The sequence below is a fragment of the Thermohalobaculum sediminis genome (assembly GCF_023487995.1).
Classification (GTDB): Bacteria; Pseudomonadota; Alphaproteobacteria; order Rhodobacterales; family Rhodobacteraceae; genus Thermohalobaculum; species Thermohalobaculum sediminis.
The window spans coordinates 111,974-133,352 of sequence record NZ_JAMFKN010000002.1; the positions used below are offsets into that span (position 1 = coordinate 111,974).

Annotated in this window: 18 protein-coding genes; 3 read left to right on the forward strand and 15 right to left on the reverse strand. The window is 71.0% G+C overall.

The window, feature by feature from the left end; genetic code table 11:
* Window positions 1-213 precede the first annotated feature (213 nt).
* The 6 genes from M1105_RS04475 to M1105_RS04500 form a co-directional block, all read right to left on the reverse strand.
* On the reverse strand, window positions 214-1,011 hold the full coding sequence (locus tag M1105_RS04475; protein WP_249579149.1) for a phosphodiesterase: 798 nt from the start codon (window positions 1,009-1,011) through the stop codon (window positions 214-216).
* Window positions 1,012-1,042: 31 nt separating this feature from the next.
* Window positions 1,043-1,852 (reverse strand): carbohydrate ABC transporter permease, encoded by an 810-nt coding sequence (locus M1105_RS04480; protein ID WP_249579150.1) that lies wholly within the window; start codon window positions 1,850-1,852, stop codon window positions 1,043-1,045.
* Window positions 1,849-2,742: a carbohydrate ABC transporter permease gene (locus tag M1105_RS04485; protein ID WP_249579151.1), complete on the reverse strand. Its 894-nt coding sequence runs from the start codon at window positions 2,740-2,742 to the stop codon at window positions 1,849-1,851. The genes M1105_RS04480 and M1105_RS04485 overlap by 4 nt, the downstream gene beginning before the upstream one ends.
* A gap of 65 nt (window positions 2,743-2,807) precedes the next feature.
* A complete protein-coding gene (locus M1105_RS04490; protein WP_249579152.1) occupies window positions 2,808-4,070 on the reverse strand; it encodes an ABC transporter substrate-binding protein in 1,263 nt (420 codons plus the stop codon).
* A gap of 42 nt (window positions 4,071-4,112) precedes the next feature.
* Window positions 4,113-5,165: an ABC transporter ATP-binding protein gene (locus M1105_RS04495; RefSeq protein ID WP_249579153.1), complete on the reverse strand. Its 1,053-nt coding sequence runs from the start codon at window positions 5,163-5,165 to the stop codon at window positions 4,113-4,115.
* Window positions 5,162-5,941 (reverse strand): DeoR/GlpR family DNA-binding transcription regulator, encoded by a 780-nt coding sequence (locus M1105_RS04500; RefSeq protein WP_249579154.1) that lies wholly within the window; start codon window positions 5,939-5,941, stop codon window positions 5,162-5,164. The genes M1105_RS04495 and M1105_RS04500 overlap by 4 nt, the downstream gene beginning before the upstream one ends.
* Window positions 5,942-6,205: 264 nt before the next feature.
* On the opposite strand from M1105_RS04500, the gene M1105_RS04505 reads away from it, so the two are divergent.
* Window positions 6,206-7,090, forward strand: a complete 885-nt coding sequence (locus M1105_RS04505; RefSeq protein ID WP_249579155.1) for an HAD-IIA family hydrolase — start codon at window positions 6,206-6,208, stop codon at window positions 7,088-7,090.
* A 122-nt stretch (window positions 7,091-7,212) separates the two neighbouring features.
* On the forward strand, window positions 7,213-7,569 hold the full coding sequence (locus M1105_RS04510) for a group I truncated hemoglobin (protein WP_249579156.1): 357 nt from the start codon (window positions 7,213-7,215) through the stop codon (window positions 7,567-7,569).
* Here M1105_RS04510 and M1105_RS04515 read toward each other — a convergent pair.
* The 4 genes from M1105_RS04515 to M1105_RS04530 form a co-directional block, all read right to left on the reverse strand.
* Window positions 7,543-12,258 carry an alpha/beta fold hydrolase gene (locus M1105_RS04515; protein WP_249579157.1) on the reverse strand — a complete coding sequence of 1,572 codons (4,716 nt, stop codon included), beginning with the start codon at window positions 12,256-12,258 and terminating at the stop codon, window positions 7,543-7,545. The two genes, M1105_RS04510 and M1105_RS04515, sit on opposite strands and share 27 nt — an antisense overlap.
* A gap of 131 nt (window positions 12,259-12,389) precedes the next feature.
* Entirely contained in the window at window positions 12,390-13,586 is a 1,197-nt protein-coding gene (locus M1105_RS04520; protein WP_249579158.1) for an NAD(P)/FAD-dependent oxidoreductase, read from the reverse strand.
* Window positions 13,587-13,600: 14 nt separating this feature from the next.
* On the reverse strand, window positions 13,601-14,848 hold the full coding sequence (locus M1105_RS04525) for an NAD(P)-binding domain-containing protein (protein WP_249579159.1): 1,248 nt from the start codon (window positions 14,846-14,848) through the stop codon (window positions 13,601-13,603).
* 59 nt (window positions 14,849-14,907) lie between these two features.
* A complete protein-coding gene (locus M1105_RS04530; protein ID WP_249579160.1) occupies window positions 14,908-15,489 on the reverse strand; it encodes an OsmC family protein in 582 nt (193 codons plus the stop codon).
* Window positions 15,490-15,695: 206 nt separating this feature from the next.
* Here M1105_RS04530 and M1105_RS04535 point away from each other — a divergent pair, with 206 nt between their 5' ends.
* The gene (locus tag M1105_RS04535; protein WP_249579161.1) at window positions 15,696-16,151 is read left to right on the forward strand and encodes a MaoC family dehydratase; all 456 of its coding nucleotides are present in this window, start codon (window positions 15,696-15,698) and stop codon (window positions 16,149-16,151) included.
* Here the strand turns inward: M1105_RS04535 and M1105_RS04540 are convergent.
* The 5 genes from M1105_RS04540 to M1105_RS04560 all read right to left on the reverse strand — a co-directional run bounded on the left by M1105_RS04540 (window position 16,130) and on the right by M1105_RS04560 (window position 21,316).
* A complete protein-coding gene (locus M1105_RS04540; protein WP_249579162.1) occupies window positions 16,130-16,600 on the reverse strand; it encodes an aconitase X swivel domain-containing protein in 471 nt (156 codons plus the stop codon). The two genes, M1105_RS04535 and M1105_RS04540, sit on opposite strands and share 22 nt — an antisense overlap.
* The gene (locus tag M1105_RS04545) at window positions 16,597-17,850 is read right to left on the reverse strand and encodes an aconitase X (protein ID WP_249579163.1); all 1,254 of its coding nucleotides are present in this window, start codon (window positions 17,848-17,850) and stop codon (window positions 16,597-16,599) included. The genes M1105_RS04540 and M1105_RS04545 overlap by 4 nt, the downstream gene beginning before the upstream one ends.
* A 90-nt stretch (window positions 17,851-17,940) precedes the next feature.
* Window positions 17,941-18,876, reverse strand: a complete 936-nt coding sequence (locus M1105_RS04550) for a BKACE family enzyme (RefSeq protein WP_249579164.1) — start codon at window positions 18,874-18,876, stop codon at window positions 17,941-17,943.
* Complete coding sequence (locus tag M1105_RS04555) at window positions 18,873-20,228, reverse strand: aminotransferase family protein (protein WP_249579165.1); 1,356 nt, start codon at window positions 20,226-20,228, stop codon at window positions 18,873-18,875. Before M1105_RS04555 ends, M1105_RS04550 begins: the two co-directional genes overlap by 4 nt.
* Complete coding sequence (locus M1105_RS04560; protein WP_406600598.1) at window positions 20,225-21,316, reverse strand: ABC transporter ATP-binding protein; 1,092 nt, start codon at window positions 21,314-21,316, stop codon at window positions 20,225-20,227. Before M1105_RS04560 ends, M1105_RS04555 begins: the two co-directional genes overlap by 4 nt.
* Window positions 21,317-21,379: the final 63 nt, after the last annotated feature.

Genomic DNA, 21,379 nt, shown 5'->3' on the forward strand with positions numbered 1-21,379 from the left:
CCCTCGCCGAGGGTTCTACAGGTTCGATGTGTTTAAGACTTTGACGGACGTCAAATTCGTTTCGAGATCCGCACCCTTGCGCCGGACAAAATGACGAAGGGAGAGGCGCGCGCGGCCCGCCGCCGCAAGCCAGACGCTTCCCTCAAGCCCCACGAGCCGCCGCGCAGACCACCCATGGCGCTTCGGGCAATGTCGTGATCGGGGAGGGGGATTTCAGAACGGGAACGGGCCTTGGGTCTCGCAGAAGGTGAGCGTGGCACTCAGGAAGCGGCCGTTCCACTCGTGGACCATGTAGCCGCGCGGCCCGGTCCTGAAGCCGACCGGCGCTTCCACCCGGTAGTCGATGGCGAAGGCGCTGCAGACCGACGGCGCGGCCAGCGCCACATGGCTGCCGACCGCGCCGGCAATCGGGGCGTGCACATGGCCGCAGATGATGCGGACGGGGCCGCCCGCCCCGCCCAGCGCCACCTCAAGCTCGCCGCCGCGGCTGAGGCCGATCCGGTCCATGAAGCGGATTCCGGTCTCGAAGGGCGGATGGTGCATCGCGATCAGCACCGCCCGCCCGCCGGCGCCCTCGAGCGCGGCGGCGAGGAAGGACAGGGATGCGTCGCTCAGGCTGCCGCCGCTCTCGCCCTCGACCAGCGTGTCGAGGCCGATCACGCGCAGTTCGCCAAGGTCGACCGCCCAGTCGATCGGGCCTCGGGCCGGCACGCCGGCGAGGTCGGCGAAGGCCTCGCGCATCGGCTCGCGCCGGTCGTGGTTGCCGGGCACCACCATCAGCGGCAACCCCAGCCGGTCGAGCTGGCGGCGCGCCAGGGCGTAGCTCTCGGGGCTTCCGTCGTCGCTGACATCGCCCGTCACCAGCACGGCGTCGATGGGCCCGAAGCCACGCATGTCATCAAGGATGCGGCCGATCGCGTCCTCGAGCAGCCCCTCGGTGTCGAGCTGCCCCGACACCCGGCGCGGGCGCGCCACGACATGCAGGTCGCTGATCTGGATCACGCGCGGCATCGGGCCTCGCGCCGGTCCGCCGTCGCGCGCGTCACTTGATCCCCGCCCGCAGGAAGGCCTGCACGAACTGGCGCTGGAACACCAGGAAGGCCACCAGCAGCGGCGCGATGGACATCATCGTCGCGGCCGAGATGACCGAGATGTCGACACCGTTCTCGGGCGCCCCGAAGATCGAAAGGCCAACCGTCAGTGGCCGCGTCTCGGGCGAGTTCGTCACGATCAGCGGCCACAGGAAATTGTTCCAGTGGGTCGAGACCGAGACCAGCGCGTAGGCCAGGTACGTGGGCCAGGCCAGCGGCACATAGACCCGCATAAGCAACCCCAGCCAGCCGCACCCCTCGATCCGCGCGGCCTCGTGCAGCTCGATCGGCACCGACTTGAAGGCTTGCCGCATAAGGAAGATGCCGAAGGCGCTGGCCATGTAGGGCATCCCGACCCCGAGGATCGTGTCGAACAGCCCGATGCGCGAGACCATGGCGTAGTTCTCGACGATCAGCACCTCGGGCAGGATGAACAGCTGCATCAGGACGAGGATGAAGACGAGGTCCTTTCCCGGAAACGCCACCTTGGCGAAGGCGAAGCCCGCGAGCGTGGTGACCACGAACTGCCCGATCAGCACCACGGTGACAAGGATGAACGTGTTCACGAAGTAGCGCAGCCACGGCGCCCCCGCCCAGGCCGTGCGGAAGTTGTCGAGCGTCCACGGCGCCCAAATGTTGAGGTTCACCGCATCCGAGGTCGAGTGGAAGGCCGCCCAGAACGCGAACAGGAGCGGCGAGATCCAGACCGCCGCCAGCAGCAGCGCGCCAAGGCCCTCGGCATGTCGCATGGCCGCGCTCATTGGTAATGCGTCCGCTTGTCGAGATAGCTGAACTTGATCCCCGCCACGACCGCGAGCACGCCGAGCACCAGGATCGTCATCGCAGCCGCGTGGGGCGCGTCGAAGAACGCGAAGGCCATCTCCCAGATGTAGTAGAGGATCAGCTTCGAGGCGTCCGACGGCCCACCCTTCGTGAGGATGAAGAGGTGGTCGATAAGCTTCACGGAGTTGATCAGCGCGTTCACGACGATGAACAGCGTGGTGGGCATCAGCAGCGGCAGCACGATGCGCCGGGTGTAGGTCCAGCGGCTCGCGCCCTCGATGTCGGCCGCCTCACGCAGGTCCTCGGGGATGGTCTGGAGCGCGGCGAGGTAGAAGATCATGAAGAACCCCGCCTCCTTCCAGACCGTCACGATGATGACGGCCCAGAGCGCCGTCTCGGGCTGCCCCAGCCAGTTCACCGAGGGCAGGCCGAACAGCGCCCCGATCTGGTCGAGCACGCCAAGCCCCGGCGTGTAGAAGAACAGCCACAGGTTGGCCGCGGCGATCATCGGCAGCACCGTGGGGGTGAAATAGGCCGTGCGCACGAGCCCCCGCGCCGGGATCTTCGAATTCGCCCACAGCGCCATGGCAAGCGCGATGGTGATCGAGACCGGGATCGTCACCGCGGCGTAGATGAGGTTGTTCTTGACGACGAGCCAGAAGGTCGGGTCGGCCATGAGATCGCGGTAGTTCTCGAGCCCCACGAATTCCGGAGGCTTGCGGCGCGTCCCCCGCGAGAAGAGGCTGGACCAGAGGGTCGCTATCGAGGGGTAGAAGGCGAAGGTCGTGAGCAGGACGGCCGCGGGCGACAGCAGGAGCCATCCGTAGATGGCCTGCCGCCTGCGCTCGAGAGCTGCCTGTGCCGACATCGCTCACGCCCCTGTCGCGGAAAAGACCGGGCGGCGGCCTCGGCGCGCCGCCCGGCGGGAAACCCTCACCGATAGGGCTTGAGCAGCCGCTCGGCCGCGGCCTGCGCCTCGGCCAGCGCCTCGGCGGGCGGCTTCGTGCCGGTCAGCGCCGCCTGAATCGCGTTGTTGAGACCCTCGCGCACGCGGGCCGTCTCGAAGGTCGAGAACTCCGCGACGGCATGCTCAAGCTGATTGCGCGCGACCAGCGCGGGCGGGAACTCGGCGGTATAGGCCTTCAGCGCCTCGGTCTCGTAGGCCGCGGGCGAGACGCCCATGTAGCCGGTCGCGATCGACCAGGCGGCGGCCTGCTCGGGCGACGTCATGAACCTGATCAGCTCCAGCGCGGCGCGGCGCTCTTCCTCCGAGGTGTCCTTGAAGATGTAGAAGTTGCCGCCGCCGGTCGGCGAACCGGGGCGGACATTGGCAGGCAGCTCGGCCACGCCGAAGTCGAACGCGGCCGCACCCTTCACCGCCGTCAGGTTGCCGGTCGAGTGCCACATCATCGCGGTCTGCCCCTCGAGGAAGGCCTGGCGCAACGTGCCCCACTCGACCGTCCCGGCGGGCATGATTCCGTGCTCGGTGGAAAGCGATTTCCAGAACTCCAGCGTCTCGATCACCGCGGGGTCGTCGAACTGGGTCGTCAGCCCGTCATCCGACATCAGCTCCTTGCCGTTCTGGATCGCGAGCGCCTGGAACATCCAGTAGGGATAGCCGGTCGAGGGGATCATCAGTCCCCAGGTTCCGTCGCGGGTCAGCGCCTTGCCCATCTCGACCATCTCGGCCCATGTGCTGGGCGGGGCCTCGGGGTCGAGCCCGGCCTCGCGGAACTTGTCCTTGTTGTAGTAGGCGACGATGGTCGAGCGCTGGAACGGAATGCCCCAGGTCTTGCCCTCGACCCGGCCATTGGCCATTAGGGCGGGATAGAATCTGCCGAGCCACGCCGTCTCCTCGTCGCCCGAGACCACGTCGTCGAACGGCAGGATGATGTCCTGCTCGATCAGGTCGTAGACGTCGATCGAGAACATCACCGCAAGCTGTGCGGGCTCGCCCGAATTGAGGGCCGAGAGCGCGCGCACCCGGGTGTCGTCGTAATTGCCCGAGTAGATCGCATTCACCTTGATGTCGGGGTGCTTCGCCTCGAACTCGGCGACCATGCCGTTCACGACCTCGGTCAGCGGGCCGCCGACCGCGATCGGATAGTACATCGTGAGCTCCGTCTTCGCGGCGGCAGCCGAGGCGAGAAGCGCCGCGACCGCGGCCCCGAGGCCGATCTTCTTCAGGATTCCCATGACTGACTCCCTGTTCGCTGCTTCGACTTTGCGCCCGGACCGCTAGCCCGCCGAGCCTCCGGGCCGCTCCACTCCGATCGCCTCGATCCGACGCCCCGCGCCGTCGAAGAAATGAAGGTGCTCGTCCGAGAAGGTGATCTCGATCCGCTCGCCGGCGGGAATGTTCCTCAGTCCCGGCATGCTGACCGTAAGGCCCGTGGCCCCCTCGTGGCTCAGCCCCACGAAGGTCTCGGAGCCGAGGAACTCGCACTCAGACACCCGGCAGGCGAGCCTCCCGTCGCCGGGCCCGGCGACCGCGACGTTCTCGGCCCGGATGCCTATCCTGGCCGCGCCCTCGAAGCCCGGCAGGACCGCGGCGTCGATCAGCGCCATCGGCGGCGAGCCCACGAATTCCGCCACGAAGGTGTTCGCGGGCCGGTAATAAAGCTCCTCGGGCGTGCCGGCCTGCTGGATGTGGCCCGCTTTCATCAGCACCACCATGTCGGCCATGCTCATCGCCTCGGTCTGGTCGTGGGTAACGTAGACCACCGTGATGCCCAGGTCGCGCTGCAGCTTCTTGATGTCCTTGCGGACCGAGTGCCGCAGCTTGGCGTCGAGGTTGGACAGCGGCTCGTCCATCAGGCACAGGGGCTGTCCGGCGACGATCGCGCGCGCGAGCGCCACGCGCTGGCGCTGCCCGCCCGAAAGCTCGCCCGGCTTGCGGTCCTCGAGGCCCGCGAGCCCGGTGATCTCGAGCGCGCGGTGCAGCTTCTCGCGCCGCTCGGCGCGCCCGATCCCGCGCACCTTGAGCCCGAAGACGACGTTCTCGGCCACGCTCAGATGCGGGAACAGGGCATAGGACTGGAACACCATCGAGAGATTGCGCGCCGATGGCGGCGCCGCCGTCACGTCGCGGCCATCGATCGAGATGCGCCCCTCGTCGGGAACCTCGAGCCCCGACAGGAGCCGAAGCGTCGTGGACTTGCCGCAGCCCGACGGCCCCAGCAGCGCCACGAAGGCGCCGCGCGGAACCGCGAGCGACACCCCCTCGACGCCCAGCTGCCCGTTCCAGCGCTTGGCCACGTTCTCGAGCACGACGAAGCCGTCCGCGGTCATCGGGCCTCCCCCCCCGCCCAGATCACCCGCTCCGGCACGGCCTCGATCAGCGCCGCGAAGGGCGCGGGCGGGGGCACGTCGATCACGATCCGGTCGACATCGCGGATCGTGCCGCCGACCGCCGGGGCCATGCGGCCGAACTTGCTGCGATCGGCGACCAGCACCGAGACCTGGCAGGACGAGCGGATCTGCTCGCGGACCTGCACCTCGGTCATGTGAAAGTCCAGCAGCCCGCCATCCTCGGCGATCCCGCCGACGCCGAAGATCCCGAACTCGGCCCGGTAGCCCGCGAAGTGCCGCACGACGTGATCGCCCAGGATGTCGCGGTCGGGCAGCCGCATCTCGCCGCCGGGCAGGATGATGCGGTTCGTCGTCTCGTGCGCCAGCGACATGGCGGCGTTCAGGTTGTTCGTCACGACGGTCAGCTGCCGGTGCCTGCGCAGCGCCTGCGCGACCATCGCCGGCGTCGTGCCGACCGAGATGAACAGCGTGGCCCCGCTGGGAACCATCGCCGCCACCGCCGCGGCGATCGCGCGCTTGGCCTCGGTGTTCGTGGTCTTGCGCTCGTCGTAGGGTAGGTTCAGCCGCGGCTCGAACAGGGCAGCGCCACCGTGGCGCCGGCGCAGGGCGCTGATGTCGCACAGATGGTTTATGTCGCGCCGGACCGTCTGCGGCGAGACGCCGAGCAATTCCGACAGATCGCCGACATCGACCGCCCCGCGGCGCTGCATCAGCTCGAGGATTCGCTCTCTCCGCGCGGCAACCTTGCTGGACATGATTGGTCATTCGGCCAGTTTTCGATACGTCAATCCGACCATTCGATCATATTCGAGTCAATGATTCCCGCGTGTCGGCGCGTCGGAATCTCTCCCGGCCGTCGCCTTTCCCTGATAAAGCATATATTTATAACGGTTTCGTGTCGGATGCGGGAAAAGGCGATTGACCGAATGACCAAAAATGCCGAGGCTGCCGCCGCACGACGCCCCGGCTCCCGGGAAGACCACCCAGCCGCATCGCCCGCCATGCACAGAGCGCCCGACTTGGACGACGCCGAACAGACCTTCACGCGTTACGAGCAGATCCGCCCGCGCCTGCCGCGCGCCGTGCGGTGCGGCCCGGCCACGCCGGTCGCCTCGCTCCGGCAGATCGCCGGCGACGCGGACGCCTTCGTGTTCGATGCCTTCGGGGTCCTCAATGTCGGCGATACGCCGATCCCCGGGGCGCGGACCTGTGTCGATGCCTTGCGCGAGGCCGGCAAGCAGGTCCGCGTCCTGACGAATGCCGCGAGCTACGACCATGCCGGGGCCTGCGCCAAGTTCGGCCGGCTGGGCTTCGACTTCGCGGGCCACGAGATCATCACCAGCCGCGACGCCACGCTGCGGCACCTCCGCGGACGGCGCTGGGGCGTCATCGCGGCGCCGGACGACCGGCTTGCGGACCTTGGGGTCGAGGCGGTGCGCCTGCCGGGCGACGGGCCGCTGCCGGAGGGGATCGAGGGCATCCTGTTCCTGTCCGCGGCCGACTGGACGGCCGAGCGGCATGCGCGCCTCGAAGCCGGCCTTCGAGCGCGGCCGCTGCCCGTGCTCGTCGCCAATGCCGACCTCGTGGCGCCGCGGGGGCAGTCGCTGTCGCGCGAGCCCGGCTACTACGGCCATCTCCTGCTCGACCGCACCCCCGCGCCCGTCCGCTTCTTCGGCAAGCCTTTCCCCGAGGTCTACGACTTGGCCGAGCACTCGCTTCCAGGCATCGCGCGCGAGCGCATCGTTATGTGCGGCGACACGCTCCACACCGACATCCTTGGCGCGCAGGCGCATGGCTGGAAGACCGCCCTCATCACGCGGGACGGGCTGTTCGCGGGGCTCGAAACGGCGCCGTTCGTCCGCCGCTCGCGCATCTCGCCCGACTGGACGCTCGAGCGGATCTGAGCGCCCGCAGACGGCGCGCGAAGCGGCGGGCCCGCGCCCGTTCTTTTGACGCAGGCCCGGTTCTTGGGCAGTGTTGAGCGGCATTCCGGCCGGGCGGCCGGGCGAACACGGGGGCCTCGGGAATGCAGAGCATGTTCGAGCGCTATGGCGGTTTCGAGCGGGTCTCGGGCCTCGTGCTGGCCTTCTACGACCGGGTGCTCGCGTCCGAGCGGCTCGGCCCGTTCTTCCGCGACTGCGACATGCGGCGCCTGATCGAACACCAGTCGAAATATGTCTCGGCGGTGATGGGGGGACCGGACAGCCATTCCGACGCCGAGTTGCGCGGGGTCCATGCCGGCCTCGGGATCGAGCCCGCGCATTTCGACGAGATGCTGGACCTCATGCGCGCGGCGATGCTCGAGCAGGGCTTCGAGCAGGACGACACCGAGGCGGTCCTGCGGCGCCTCGCGGGCCTACGGCGCGTGATCGTCGAGGGCTGACGCGACCTGTGCCGGGGGTGGCGCGGCAAGACCCCCGCGCAACGCCTCCGCCTGCTCGGCGAGACCCATCGCGCCGAAGAGCGCGGCCGCCTCGCCGGTCAGCCACTCGCCCCGCGCGGGATCCGAAGGCGCGATGGCGCGCGCGAGGCGGACGAGGATCCGCGCCTCGATCGGGCGGTAGCCACCGGCCGCGGCGATCCGGGCGGCCTCCTCGAGATGGCGCACCTGCTCGTCCGGGTCCGCCTCGATCCGCGACAGCGCGACCAGCACCCGGATCCGCAGCCAGTCGTCGCTGTCCTTCTCGGCCCTGCGCGCGGCCCAGAGGAGCTCGTCGCGCGCGCCGGCATCGCCTCGCGCGGCGCGGACCGTGGCGAGCAGGCCGCGCGCGATGTTCCCGAAATGCAGCATGTTGACCGATCGTGCCGCCGCGAGCGCCCGCTCGAGCGTCTGCTGCGCGGCCGCATGCCGGCCCGAAAGGGTCTGCGCATAGCCCCAGGTCACCATCAGCATAGGCGAGAACGGGAAGGGGGCCCGGTTCAGGCATTCCTCGGCGGCCTGAGCCATGCGCGCCAGCTCGGCCTCGCCGGGGCCCCGCATCGTGTCGAGCATGTTGCGAAAGAACTGCGCGGCATAGAGGTCCAGCGGCCTGCGCGTCTCGCGCGCGACGGCCACGGCTTCCTCCACCTCGCGCGCCGCCGCCCCGAAGTCGCCCAGCAGCGCATGCGCCTGGCTCAGCGAGCCGAGATACCAGACCGAGCGCGTGACGAGGAAGCCGAAGCGGTCATAGCGCCAGTCGGTGACGAAGCAGTCGAAATAGCCCTCGAGGCGTGAAATCGCCGCCCGTGCGTCGCTGCGGAACAGCAGCGCCTGGGCCGCGGCGAGATCGGCCTCGGCAGCGTGGCGCTGCATGCCGTGCCGGCGGGCGATCTCGCCGGCGCCGTCGGCCGCACGGATCGCCTTCTCGTGCCGGCCAAAGGTGCTGTGGAGCAGGCTAAGATGCAGCAGCACCTCGGCCTGCCGATTGGCGTCGCCCGCGCGGGCGGCGAGGTCGCGCGCCTCCTTGAGCCGGTTGACACCCGTCGCATAGTCGCCCGTCGCCATGAAGCCGAGCCGCAGCCGGGTCCGCACGTCGATGCCGAGCCGCACCAGCTCCGGCGTCTCGGCGAGCCCCTCCATCATCGCGATGGCCCGCTCGAGATGGACGATCGCCGCGCCATAGGCCGAGCGCTCGATCGCCCGCTCGCCCGCCTCGGCCAGCCAGCGCGCCGCGTCCTCGCGCAGCCCGGCGCGGTAGGCATGCTCGGCCAGCGCCTCGGTGTGCTCGCCCAGGGCGCCGGCATGGAGGCGCCGGATCGCGTCGAAGGCGGCGGCGTGCAGGCGCTCGCGATCGGCCCGCATCAGCGAGGCGTAGGCCACATCCTGGATCAGCGCGTGCTTGAAGGTGTATTCGCGCTCGGCCGCGCTCATCACCTCGAACAGGAACTCGGCCCGCTCGAGGGCCGCGAGCGCCGCGTCCAGCGCCGTCTCGCCAATCCGCGAAAGCTCCGCCAACAGGCCGCGCGAGACGTTGCGCCCGAGAACCGACGCCGTCTGGAGCACCGAACGCTCGCGCGGCGCCAGCCGCTCGATCCGCGCGGCGATCACCGGCTCTACGCTGCTCGAGGTCTCGATGTCGACGATCGGGTGCGGCGCCACACAGGCGCCTGTCGCCCCGATGATCCGCCCGTCCTCGATGAGCCCGCGCACGGTCTCCTCGATCAGCAGCGGCGTGCCGTCGGTGCGCTCGACCAGAAGCCGGCGCAGGATGCTGACGCTGGGATGCTCGCCGACCAGGGCGAGCACGAAGGCGTCAGCATCCTCGATGCTGAGGGGATGGAGCCGCATGACATGGACGGCGCTACGCGCGCCCCAGTCGTGCCGGAACTCGGCCCGGCAGGTCATCACCATCAGGATGCGCTGCCGGTCGACCCCCTCGACGAGGCGATCGAGCACCGCGCGGCTGGCATCGTCGATCCAGTGCAGGTCCTCGATCAGGACGAGCAGCGGCACATGGCGCGCCATGTGCGCGACCAGGCGGCGCATCGCGTCGGCGATCTGGCACGCGCGATCCTCGGCCGGCAGGGCTTCCCAATCCGGCTCGGATGCCGGCAACTCGAGCACGAAGCCAAGCGGGACCGCGAGCGCCGCGTCGAGGCCGAGACGGTCGAGCCCGCGTTCCAGCTTGTCGCGCGCCATCGCCGGGTCGTCGGCTTCGGCGATCGCGAGGAGCGAGCGGAGCAGGCGCCGCGCGACCGCATAAGCGGCGTCGCGGTCGAACTCGAAGGCGCCGCCCTCGACGATCTGGCAGTCCTCGCCCGCCATGCCCGTCAGGAACTCGTGGCCGAGACGCGACTTGCCGATGCCGGGCTCGGCCGTCACCAGCGCGACCTGCCCGCGCCCCTCGATCACATGGCGCCAGAGCTGGCGCAGCGTCTGCACCTCGGCCTCGCGCCCGACGAACCGCGTCAGCGTCTCGTGCGCCCGCAAATGCCAGCGCGACAGCGCCGAGTTGAGCGCGAGCACCTCGTGGGTCCGCTGGCCACGGGCGAAGCCGGGATGCTCGTCCTGCTCGAGGGGCGCGAGGCGAACATATCCGCCCACCGAGGCACGCAGCCGGTCCGACGCGGCGATGACCGGCCGGCGCAGCGCCTCGGCCAGCCGCCGGGCGTGGCGCAGGGGCGGTCCGCTGAGCGACACCTGCCCGCGCGCGTCGCGGCCCACGATCGCCTCGCCGGTGTCGAGCGCGATCCGCAGGCGCGTCGTGCCCGGCGCGTTGCGGCGAAGCTCGGCCTGCATGGCAAGGGCCGCGCGGGCGGCGAGAACGCCATGCACCTCGGTCGGCTCGCCCGCTCCGAAGACGGCGGTGACCACGCTGTCCGAAAGCTCGAGCAACGTGCCCCGGTTCGCCGCCACGACGCGCCGCGCGGCGTCGTGCACGGGGCGGGCGGCGAGCAGCATCAGCTCGGGATCGGCCTGGGCGAAGGACTGGAGCGGCGAGACGATGTCCGCGGCCAGCACCGTGACCTCGCGCCGGACGTCCCGTTGCGGCGCGTGGCCCGGCGCTGGCCCCGGGATCGCCGGCGCTGGCTGTAGCCGCTCGCCCCCCGGCCCGGCGAACACGCGGGCCGAGAACTCGCGGCAAGCCCCCACGAAGCGGCCGAAGGCCGGCTCGTCGCCCATCAGGATGTGATTGCTGCTTGCGAGCTCGACGAACTCGGCGCCGGGGATCCGCTCGGCCAGCCGGCGGCCCGAAGCCAGCAGCGCGATGCGGTCACCCGTCGCATGCAGCACGAGCGTCGGCACGCGGACGCGCCCGAGCAGCTCCTCGACATCGATGGCGCCCGACATCTCCGACAGCCGCTCGGCATCCTCGGGCGTCGCGGCGCGGCGTTGCAGCTCGTTGTACCACGACGCCTGCTCGGGTGTCGCTCCGGGCAGGAACATCGCCGTGAAGAGCTGCCGGAAGGTCGGCGCGTCCATCCCCCAGCCCTGGCGCAGAAGGACATGCATCGCCTCGCGCCGCTCGATCTCCTGCGGATCGCCGCGGGCGCGCCAGCCGCGCGGAAAGCCACCGCAGAGGATCAGGCCCCGCACCCTCTCGGGGTGCCGCAGGGCATAGGCGATGGCGTAGGCGCAGCTTTGCGAGACGCCCAGCAGGACGAACTGATCCAGCCCCGCCGCATCGGCGACAGTGCCGATGTCGTCGACCATGCGCTCGAACGAGATGTCCGCGACGCCGCGGTCCGACAGGCCGTTGCAGCGCTGGTCGAAGCGCACGAAGCGGTTCTCGCGCGAGAGCGCCTCGATCCAGGGGCGCCAGATCGGGCTTTCGCGGTCGTAGCCCAGATGCGTCATCCAGTGCGGCCCGCGCAGGATAGGCGGCCCCTCGCCCTCGGCGGTCCAGGCAAGCCGGACGCCGTCGGGCGCGGTGCAGAAGCGGACTGCGCCCGCATCGGCCGTGGGCGGCGTAGGGACCGCATCCGGCACGGGCGCGCGCGGCGCCGCGGCCAGGCCCCGGCCTGCCGCCTCGGCGCGCAGGCGCTCGATCAGCCGGTCGGCCTCGGCCACGTCGGCGGTGACGCTGCGCAGCCTGACGGCATGGCGCAGCGCGCGCTCGGGCTGGTCGCCCAGCCGCGAAATGAGCTCCATCAGCAGCCGCGAGCACAGGCGCTCGGCCTCGGCGGCCTCGGCGATGCGCCAGGCCTCGTAGTCCGGGCAGCGTGGCAGGGCGAGGTCCTCGAGGAAGCCGCCGCGCAACGTGGCGGCGATCGCCTCGAGGCGCTCGAGGCCGAGGGCCCCGAACCCCTCCTGCGCCGCCTGCCCAAGCTCCCTGCGGTCGATCGCAAGCCCGCGCGCGTCGAGCGCGACCATGGTGCGGTCGGCCGCGAGGCGCTCGCTGCCGTCGACGCTGAGGACGCGGCGGATCTTGGACAGGCTCCAGCGCAGGGCGCCCTTCGGGTCGTCGGGCAGCTCCCAGAAGATCTCGCACAGCCGCTCGCGCCGGAACGGCCGATCCGCGAGCGCGAGGAAGGCAAGCAGCGCGCGCGTCTTGCGCGAGGGCGGCATCTCGACGGGCCGGTCGCCGAAGGCGACTTCCAGCGGTCCGAGGGCCCTGAGCGCGAGCCCCTGATGCGGCTGCCCGTTCGTCATATGCCAGCGGCCATTCCCTGGCGGATCATACCCGATCCCGGACTGTAGACGACGGGGCCGCGCAGTGAAAGTTTCGCGCCCTGCGGGGTGGGGCATGCCGAACCGCGGCCGGCATGCTCCCCGGGCCCCCGTCACGCCCGCGCGAGGCCCGTCTGCGGCAGCGGCGGCAGCGGCGCGCGGGCGGTGATCATCGACAGGACCGCGACCTCGGTCTTCATCGCCTCGTTCAGCGTGGCGAGCCTGGGCTTCAGCGTCTCGAGCGTCCAATCGAACGCCGCGATCGCGTCCGTCACGCCGAACAAGGGCAGCGAGAGCGCGTCGCGCAGGTGCTGATAGTCGGCCAGCGCCTGGTCGCTCCCGGCGATCACGGCACGGGCCAACAGCTCGGCGTCGCGGAAGGCGTCGGTGATGCCGTGGGCGGTGACGGGGTCCTTGAAGTAGCCTGCATCCCCGACCAGCGCCCAGCCCGCGCCCGCGCAGTCGCGCATGTGCCCACGGACGCCGCCGAACAGCCGCAGGCGGCCGTTCGGCTCGCGTCCGGCAAGCTGCGCGCTCAGCGCGGGGGCGGCGCATGCGAGCCCCGCGCGGAACAGCGCGTCCACACCGTCCTCGCGCCGGAAGCCCGCGGCCGGCAGGCTCACGAAGACGCAGGTCTCGCCGCCCGTAGTGGGGATCGCGCCCGCCGTCATCCCCGGCATGTAGTGCCAGTTATAGCCCGCGTTCGGCAGTCCCGGGAAATAGCCGAAGATCACGGCCGTCGCGGCCCGTCCCAGCGCGTTGCCGCCCGCCCCGGCCTTCTCGGCGACGGTCGAGCGCACGCCGTCGGCGCCGATCACGATCCGGGCCGAGACCTCGTGCAGCGCGCCGCCGCGGTCCGCGAGGCGCGCGCCCGTGACGCGGCCATCGCGATCGCGCAGAAGGTCACTGAGCGTCACGCCGAAGCGGAACTCCGCGCCCGCCGCCGCGGCCGCATCCACAAGGATCCGGTCGAGGACGGCGCGCCGCGGCGCATAAAGCGCATCGACATCGCCGTCGGGCCGGATCGGGACCGTCACGGCCTCGGCGCCGTAGTGGAACGTCGCGGACCGGATCGGAGCCGCCCCCGCCGCGCGAACCGCGTCGAGCAAGCCCCAGCGCGCAAGCTGCATCACGGCGCCCCGCATCAGCGCGTGGGTCGAGATCGTGTCCGAACCATAGTCGCCGCGATCGACCACCAGCACGCGCAGCCCCCGCCGCGCCAGCAGCATCGCCGTCGCGGCACCGGCGCAGCGGGCGCCGGCGATGATGGCGTCGTAATCGGTCCGGGGACGGGTCGTCATCCTCTTCATGGGGAAATTCCTTTCTAAACGGCGACGCGACATTCGGCGTCGAGATGGCGCTGGAGATGGGCGGCGAGCGCGAGCGAGTCCGCCGCGACACCGTCAATGAAGCTGGACTTGCGGGTTCGCAGGAACCGCAGGCCCAGGACGTAGAGACCCGGCCAGCGGGTCACTCCGTGGTGGTGGGCGATCTCGCCCCGGGCATCGAGGGCGGGAACCTTCAACCAGCGATAGCCGCGCCGGAACCCGGTCGCCCAGACGACCGACGTGATCCCCTCGGCCGCGAGGTCGATGGTCCCCGCGCCGCCGGCGAAGCCAAGCGGCCGCCAGGGTTCCGCCGCCGGGACCGGCTGATCCGGCGGATGGCGGGCGATGAAGCCGTCGATCCGATTCCGAAGCCGGATCAGCCGGCGCTCGGCCGCGGCCACGGTCTCGTCGAGATCGCCCGCGAAGTGCATCCGGCCCCCCGCGGCGCCAAGAGCGCGGCCGACCAGACGCGCGCCGGCGGCGTGCAGGGTCCCGAGGTCGAGCGCCTCGCACCGCGGGTCGCCGACCAGCTGGAGCGAGGGCTGTCCCCGCGCCGCCTCGATGTCGCGCTGGCCGTCGATCGGCTCGTCGAGCACGCCCGCGCGGTCGAGCCACCACATGATGTCGCGCCCACGGTAGGAACGCGGCAGCCGCGTGTGCCTGCCGACCGCGATCGTCACGCCGCGCCCGGCGCGCAAGAGTTCGTCTGCGATTTGCACGCCCGAGGCCGACGCCCCGACCACCAGCACGTTTCCCCCGGGCAGCAGGCCGGGGTTGCGGTAGGCGCCCGGCATCACCTGCGCGACATGCCAGGGCATTCCCTCGGCCATCGCCGGCACCTGCGGCAGGTCGCAATGGCCGGTCGCGATCACCACGGCGCGCGCGCTCCAGGCGCCATGGTCGGTGGCGACCCCCCAGCCCGCGCCGCAGCGGGCCACCGCGTGGACGGTCGTCTCCGCGACGACCGGCGCGGCGAAGGACGCGGCGTAGTCCTCGAAGAACCGCGTGACCTCGGGCATCGTCATGAACCCGTCCGGTTCTGGGCCGCGATACGACCGGCCCGGCAGGCGGGTCATCCAGTTCGGCGTCAGGAGCCTCAGCGAATCCCAACGCTCGCTGCGCCAGCGCTCGGCGATGCGGCCGCGCTCGATGACCACATGGTCGATCCCGCGCGACGTGAGCTGCCAGCTCATCGCGAGCCCGGCCTGGCCTGCGCCGATCACGATCACATCAGTGCGCTTCATGTCGCTCTCCCTGCGGCTTGGCCACCGGCGGGGCGACCCGCCGGTGACGGGCGGCTCGGTCACATCACCTCGATCGAGACCGGGGTGCGGTTGGTCAGGATGTCGTAGACGGCCGAGCGCGCGCGCGACTGCTCGACGATCTGGCGCAGCTTCTCGGGCGGGGCGTCGCCCTGCACTGTGATGCGGATGCGGATCCCCTCGTAGCCGTTGCGCACCTCGTCCGAGAGGCCGAGGATCCCGCGCAGGTCCATGTCGCCCTCGACCACCGCCGTGACCTCGTCCAGCTCGACGCCGCGGGCGGCGGCGATGTTGGCGATCCCGGCGGTCAGGCAGGCGGCCAGCGCGTGCAGGACGAACTCGACCGGCGTGGGCGCCGCGTCGTCGCCGCACAGCACCGCGGGATGATCGGCATCGACCGTGAAGGTCTTGCCCCGGCTCTGCTCGGCCCCCGCACCGAAATAGCCACCGATCTGGCTCTGCATGTGGGTGCCGAGCACCCAGTGGCTCTTGGCGCGCCAGGTGAAGCGGGCGAGCTCGGGCTGGCCGGCGACCGCGCCGATCGTCGCGAACAGCTCCGGCGTCTTGACGCCGTGATGCGGGCTTGTCGCCTTGCGGGGCTTTTCCATCGTCTGAGTCGTCATCGCTCTGGTCTCCTTGTCTCGATGCGTCCGGCCGGAGCCCGGTGCCCCGCCGGCCAGAACGGCAATAGGCGGCGAGCGTGTGAGCGGACGTGGCAGCCACAGTGGAATTTCCGGGCCGCGCCCGTGTGAGCCGGTCTTTCCACGCTCGTCCCGACGCCTCGCCCGCTAGGCTGCGAGGCATCGCAAACCGGAAGGGAGATCGAGCGATGACCATGACCGCGAAGGCCCCGCCCACCGCGTGGAGCCGCACGCTGAGGGGCAAGCCTGCCGCCGGCGCCAGCGCCACGCGCAGCCGCCGCACGACGATGCAGGACGTCGAGATGTTCTCGGCGATGACCGGCGACATGAACCCGCTGCACTACGATGCCGAGGCGGCCGGACGCTCGCCCTTCGGCGGGCTGATCGTGCAGGGCGGCGTGACCTCGGGGCTGCTCAACGCGCTCGTCGCAGAGGATCTGCCGGGCCCCGGCACGGTGTTCCTGGGGGTGGAATGGCGGTTCACGAAGGCCGTGATGGTCGGCGAGCGCATCACCGGGCGCGTCGAGGTGACGTCGGTTCGCGACGACAAGCCGATCTGCACGCTGGCGACCGAGGTCAGGAACGAGGCCGGCGAGGTCTGCCTCGCCGGGACCGCGACGACCTACACCGTGCCGCTCGGCTGAGGCGCGCCGGGGCGACAGGCGTCCGGGGCTCCGGGCGCCACGATCTCGATGAAGCCGCCCTCGGCCCCCGCCTCGATGCGAATGAGGCATCCATCCGCGATCGGCGGGCCCGAGAGGACCACGATCGGGCAGACGGCGCCGTAGAGCCTGCGCGCGACGATGGCGCCCACCACGAGGATCGGGTCGGGGCGCTCGAGCACGATCCCCGCGGGGCCGGTACCGCGCCGCAACGCCTCGGCCAGCACGGAGGCCGACGAGGACGATCCCCGCCCGCAGGGCATCACCAGAATCGTCCCCGCAAGCACGCGCCCCCGATCGGGATGCGTCGCGTCGATCACCCGGCCGTCGAGGCTGTCGACGCCGCCCCAGAAGCTCAGCGGCCCGGATAGGACGCAGGCCCGCGCCTCGGCGCTGCCTTCCAGCAGGACCGCCACCGGCTCGCAGGTCATCGCGCCCTCACCACGCGGCCTGCACGGGCGGACAGGACGCAGTCCTCGAGCTCGCCGAAGGCCACCTCGACGCCGATGTTGCCGGGCGCGTAATGCGCCCATTTCCCGGAATTCGTCATCACAGCGCCGGCGAGATCCTCGAGGATCGCGGTGACATAGGTGCAGGTGTCGGTGACCGGGACGATCCGCGCCGCATCGAGCCCGGCGAAGGCGTCCCCTGCCTCCAGCCTCGCCAGCGTCTCGCGCCCGGTGTTGACGTAGATCGGCACTTGCGAGGCCCCGCCGCCATCGCGCAGGAGCCGCAGGAGCCGCGTCCACTCGGCGTCCGAGAAATGCGGGGTGCCGAGGCAGACGGCGGCGAGGGCCGTGCCCTCGGGCACGCGCGACAGCCGGGCGACGGCCTCGGCCACGTCCCCGGGCGTGATGTCGCGCATCGCGCGGGGCGCCTTTCCGCCCGTTGCTCGCGCGAGATCCGGCGCCTCGGGCGTGATCCCCACCGCGTGGAACAGCGCCACCTCGCCCGCCGAGGCCGCAGCCGCCCCCAGCGCCTTGAGCTGATCCTCGTCGCGCGGCGGCGGCAGCCCCTCGATCACCGGGACGGCCGGCCCGGCCTCCAAGCCGACGATCAGCCCGACCCCCACGACGAGCGCATCCGTCGCCTCGGCCGAGGCGGGAAAGCCGCTGAGGCGGAACAGCATGGTCGCGAGCCGGTTCTCGTCGAGATGCAGCCCCCAGGCGGGTGCGCGCCCCGTGACCGCGCAGCACAGGTCGATGAAGTCGCCATAGCGGTTCGTCCGCGCGCCGATCACCGAATTGGCGAAGACGATGGCATTCGATTCGCCCCAGGCGATCTGCTCGCCAAAGCCGGGCCGCAGCAGCGTCTGGTAGGGCGCGCAGGTGAACGAGGGCGTGCAGCCCAGCGCCTCGTGCGCCCGCATCAGCCGCCGCGCCGGATCGGCCTCGGCGTCCGGCAGGCGCATGATCTCGGGGTGGATCAGGTCGAACGAGCCCACGTTCAGCGTCGTCGGCACGGCGACCCGCGTGCCCCCGGCCACCAGCCGCTCGACGAAATCGAGGCTGGCCTGCCCATGATAGAGACAGCCGTCGACATGGGCGCGCGTGATGTCGAGGAACGAGGGCGCCCCGATCGCACGCGCGAACGAGACCAGTACGTCCATGGCGAGGGCCACGCCCGGCCCCCGCGCACCGGACAGCGCGGCCTCGTCGTCAGGCGTCAGTCGCGGCGTCATCCCCTCGCGGACCTCGACATCGGCGGGCGCCGGCGCGGCGCCGCCTGCCTTGATACGGCATGGCGGCGCCGCGGTCGACAGGGGCCCCGCTCAGCGCGTGAAGGCCACCCGGTCGCGGCCCTTCAGGCCCAGCATGGCGCGCGCCTCATCGGGCGTGGCGACCCGCCGCCCGATGCCCTCGACGATGCCGCGGACGCGCGTCACCTGCTCGGCGTTCGAGGTGGCGAGCCGGCCGCGCTCGATCCAGATGCTGTCCTCGAGCCCCACGCGCACATGCCCGCCCATCGCGGCCGACATGGCGGCGAGCGGCATCTGCTGGCGCCCGGCACCGAGCACCGAAAAGCGGTAATCCTTGCCGAACAGCCGGTCGGCGGTGGCCTTGAGGTGCATCACGTGCTCGGGCTCGGCCATCATCGCGCCCAGAACGCCAAGCACGAACTGCACGAAGAAGGGCGGCTTCACCACTCCGCGCTGCACGAAGTGGTGCAGCATGTGCAGATGGCCCGCCTCGTAGCACTCGAACTCGAAGCGCGCGCCGCGCTTTGCCCCCATCTCGTCGAGCACATGGGCGATGTCGCGCGGCGTGTTCTTGAAGATCAGGTCCTCGCTGCCCTCGAGGAACGGCTTTTCCCAATCGTGCTTCCACTCGGTGATCCGGGCGGCGGCGGGATACATGGCGAAGTTCATCGAGCCCATGTTGATCGAGCACATCTCGGGCTCGGCCCGCATCGCGGGAGCGAGGCGGTCAGCCAACGTCATGATCGCGCTGCCGCCGGTCGTGATGTTGATGATCGCGTCCGTCTCGGCCGCGATGCGCGGCAGGAAGGCCATGTAGTCGTCAGGATCGGCCGAGGGGCGGCCGTTCGCAGGGTTGCGGGCGTGGAGGTGCAGGATCGTGGCGCCTGCATGGGCCGCGTCGATCGCGCTTCGGGCGATCTCGTCGGCCGTGATCGGCAGGTAGGGCGTCATCGAGGGGGTGTGGATCGACCCCGTGATTGCGCAGGAGATGATGCAGGGATCGGTCATGCGGCAAGCCCCTCGCCAGCCTCGGCAATGAAATCGTCGAGCGCGCCCGTGAGCCCGGCCATGATCTCGTCGAGATGGGCCTCGGTCACGATCATCGGCGGGCAGACCAGGAAGTGGTCGCCCTCGATGCCGCCGCGCGTGCGGCGGGCGTAGATGATCAGGCCGCGCGCATAGGCGAACTCGACCACCCGGTCGAAGGCGTTGAGGTGCTTCGGCAGGGGCCGCATCGTGCGCCGGTCGGCGACGAGTTCGAAGGCCAGCAGCAGGCCCCTGCCCCGCACGTCGCCGATGATCGGGTAGCGATCCAGCAGGCCGGTCAGGCGGCACTTGAGCTCGGAGCCCATGCGCGCGGCATTGGCGATCAGCCCCTCGCGCTCGATCTCCTCGATCACCGCAAGACCGGCCGCGCAGGCCAGCGGGTTGCCGGCATAGGTATAGCCGTGGATGAAGCCGCCCTTGTCCAGCACCGGCTCGACCAGACGCTCATGCGCCACCATCGCGCCGAGGGGCGCATACCCGCCGCCGAAGCCCTTGGAGGTGACGAGGATGTCGGGCGCGGTGTCCCAGTGCTCGGCGCCCCAGAACGCGCCGGTGCGCCCGCCGCCGGTCATGACTTCGTCATGGATCAGCAGCACGCCGTGGCGGTCGCAGATCTCGCGGATGCGCGCCATGTAGCCCGCCGGCGGCACCAGCGCGCCGGTGGACGCCCCGCCGATCGGCTCGACGATGAAGGCGAGCACGGTCTCGGGGCCTTCCTCGAGGATCTTGCGCTCGAGCATCCCCGCGTAATGCGCGCCCGTCGCCGGGTCGTCCGCGTCGAGCCCGTCGAGATAGGCCCGCGGGGCGGGGATCTTCGGCATCGCCCGCATCATCGGATCGAAGGGCGCCGACATCGGCGCGTAGCCGGTCAGCGCCAGCGCCCCCAGCGTCGAGCCGTGATAGCTGGGATAGCGCGAGATCACCTTGTAGCGCTGGGGCTGGCCCACCGCGAGCGCCCACTGGCGGGCGAGCTTGATCGCGCTCTCGACCGCCTCGGACCCGCCCGAGACGAAGAACACCTTCTCGAGGCCGGGAGGGCACAGGCTCGCGGTCTTCTCGGCCAGCCGCTCGGCCGGTTCGGTCTCGAAGTGCAGGCGATAGCCGAAGGTCGACTTCTCCATCTGCCGGCGCATCGCTTCCAGCACGCGCTCGTTGGAATGGCCGATGTTGCAGACCATCGCGCCCGACGAGCCGTCGAGATAGCGCTTGCCATCCACATCCCACATGTAGACGCCGCGGGCCTGGTCGAGCATCGGGCGGCGCCGGCGCGACTGGTAGAACAGGTGGCTGGGCTTGCGGTTGGGGATGGTCATGTCGCGTCTCCGGCAAGCGCCGCGCAGTCGCGGGGGCGGAGGCGGATCGCCACGGCGTCGCCTTCCGAGAAGGGGTGTTCGTCGATCATGTTTATGGCCTGAAGCTGCGTGTCGCCGACCCGGACGAAGTAGCGGGCGACCTGTCCCTGGTAGTCCACGGTCTCGATGCGTCCGTCAATCGAGATCCCGTCGCCCGGCGGCGCGCCGGGCGGCGACAGGCCCAGTTTCTCGGCCCGAATCACCAGCTTCGCCCGCGCGCCAGGGCCGACACCGCGCGCGCGCTCGGGCGGCAGCGTGATGCGGCCAAAATGGTCGGCGTCGAGCACGACCTCGCCATCGCCTGCCGCCGCGACGCGGGCGCCGAGGATGTTCGAGGCGCCGAGGAAGCGGGCCACGAACTCGGTGGCGGGGGTGTTGTAGACCTCCTCGGGCGGGCCCGCCTGCTCGACGCGGCCCGCGCTCATCACGACGATGCGGTCGGACATCGCCAGCGCCTCGCCCTGGTCATGCGTCACGAACACGGTGGTGATGCCCAGCCGGTGCTGGATGCGCTTGAGCTCGACGCGCATGTCCTCGCGCAGGTTGGCGTCGAGCGCCGAGAGCGGCTCGTCGAGCAGCAGCACGTCGGGCTCGATCACGATGGCGCGCGCCAGCGCCACACGCTGCTGCTGCCCGCCCGACAGCTCGCGCGGGTAGCGGTGGCCAAGGTCCGGCAGCTGCACCAGCGCCAGCGCCTCGGCCACCCGGCGCCGGATGTCCTCGCGCGCGACGCCGCGATAACGCAGCCCGAAGGCCACGTTCTCGGCCACCGTGCGGTGCGGAAAGAGGGCGTAGTTCTGGAACACGAGGCCGAGGTTGCGCTTGTGGATCGGCACCTCGTTCACCCGCCGGCCCTTGATCGCGATCTCGCCCTCCGAGGGGTCGAGCAGCCCCGCGATCATCCTGAGCGTCGTCGTCTTGCCGCAGCCCGACGGGCCCAGCAATGTCACGAAGGCGCCTTCGGGGATCTCGAGCGAGGTAGGGTGCACGGCGACGAAACTGCCGAAGCGCTTGACGATGTCGCGAAGCTGGACGGCGGGCTGGATCACGGTCGTTCTCCGGTGATGGGACGGGCGCCGGGGCTGACCCGGCGCCGCGCGTGGGCGGCACCA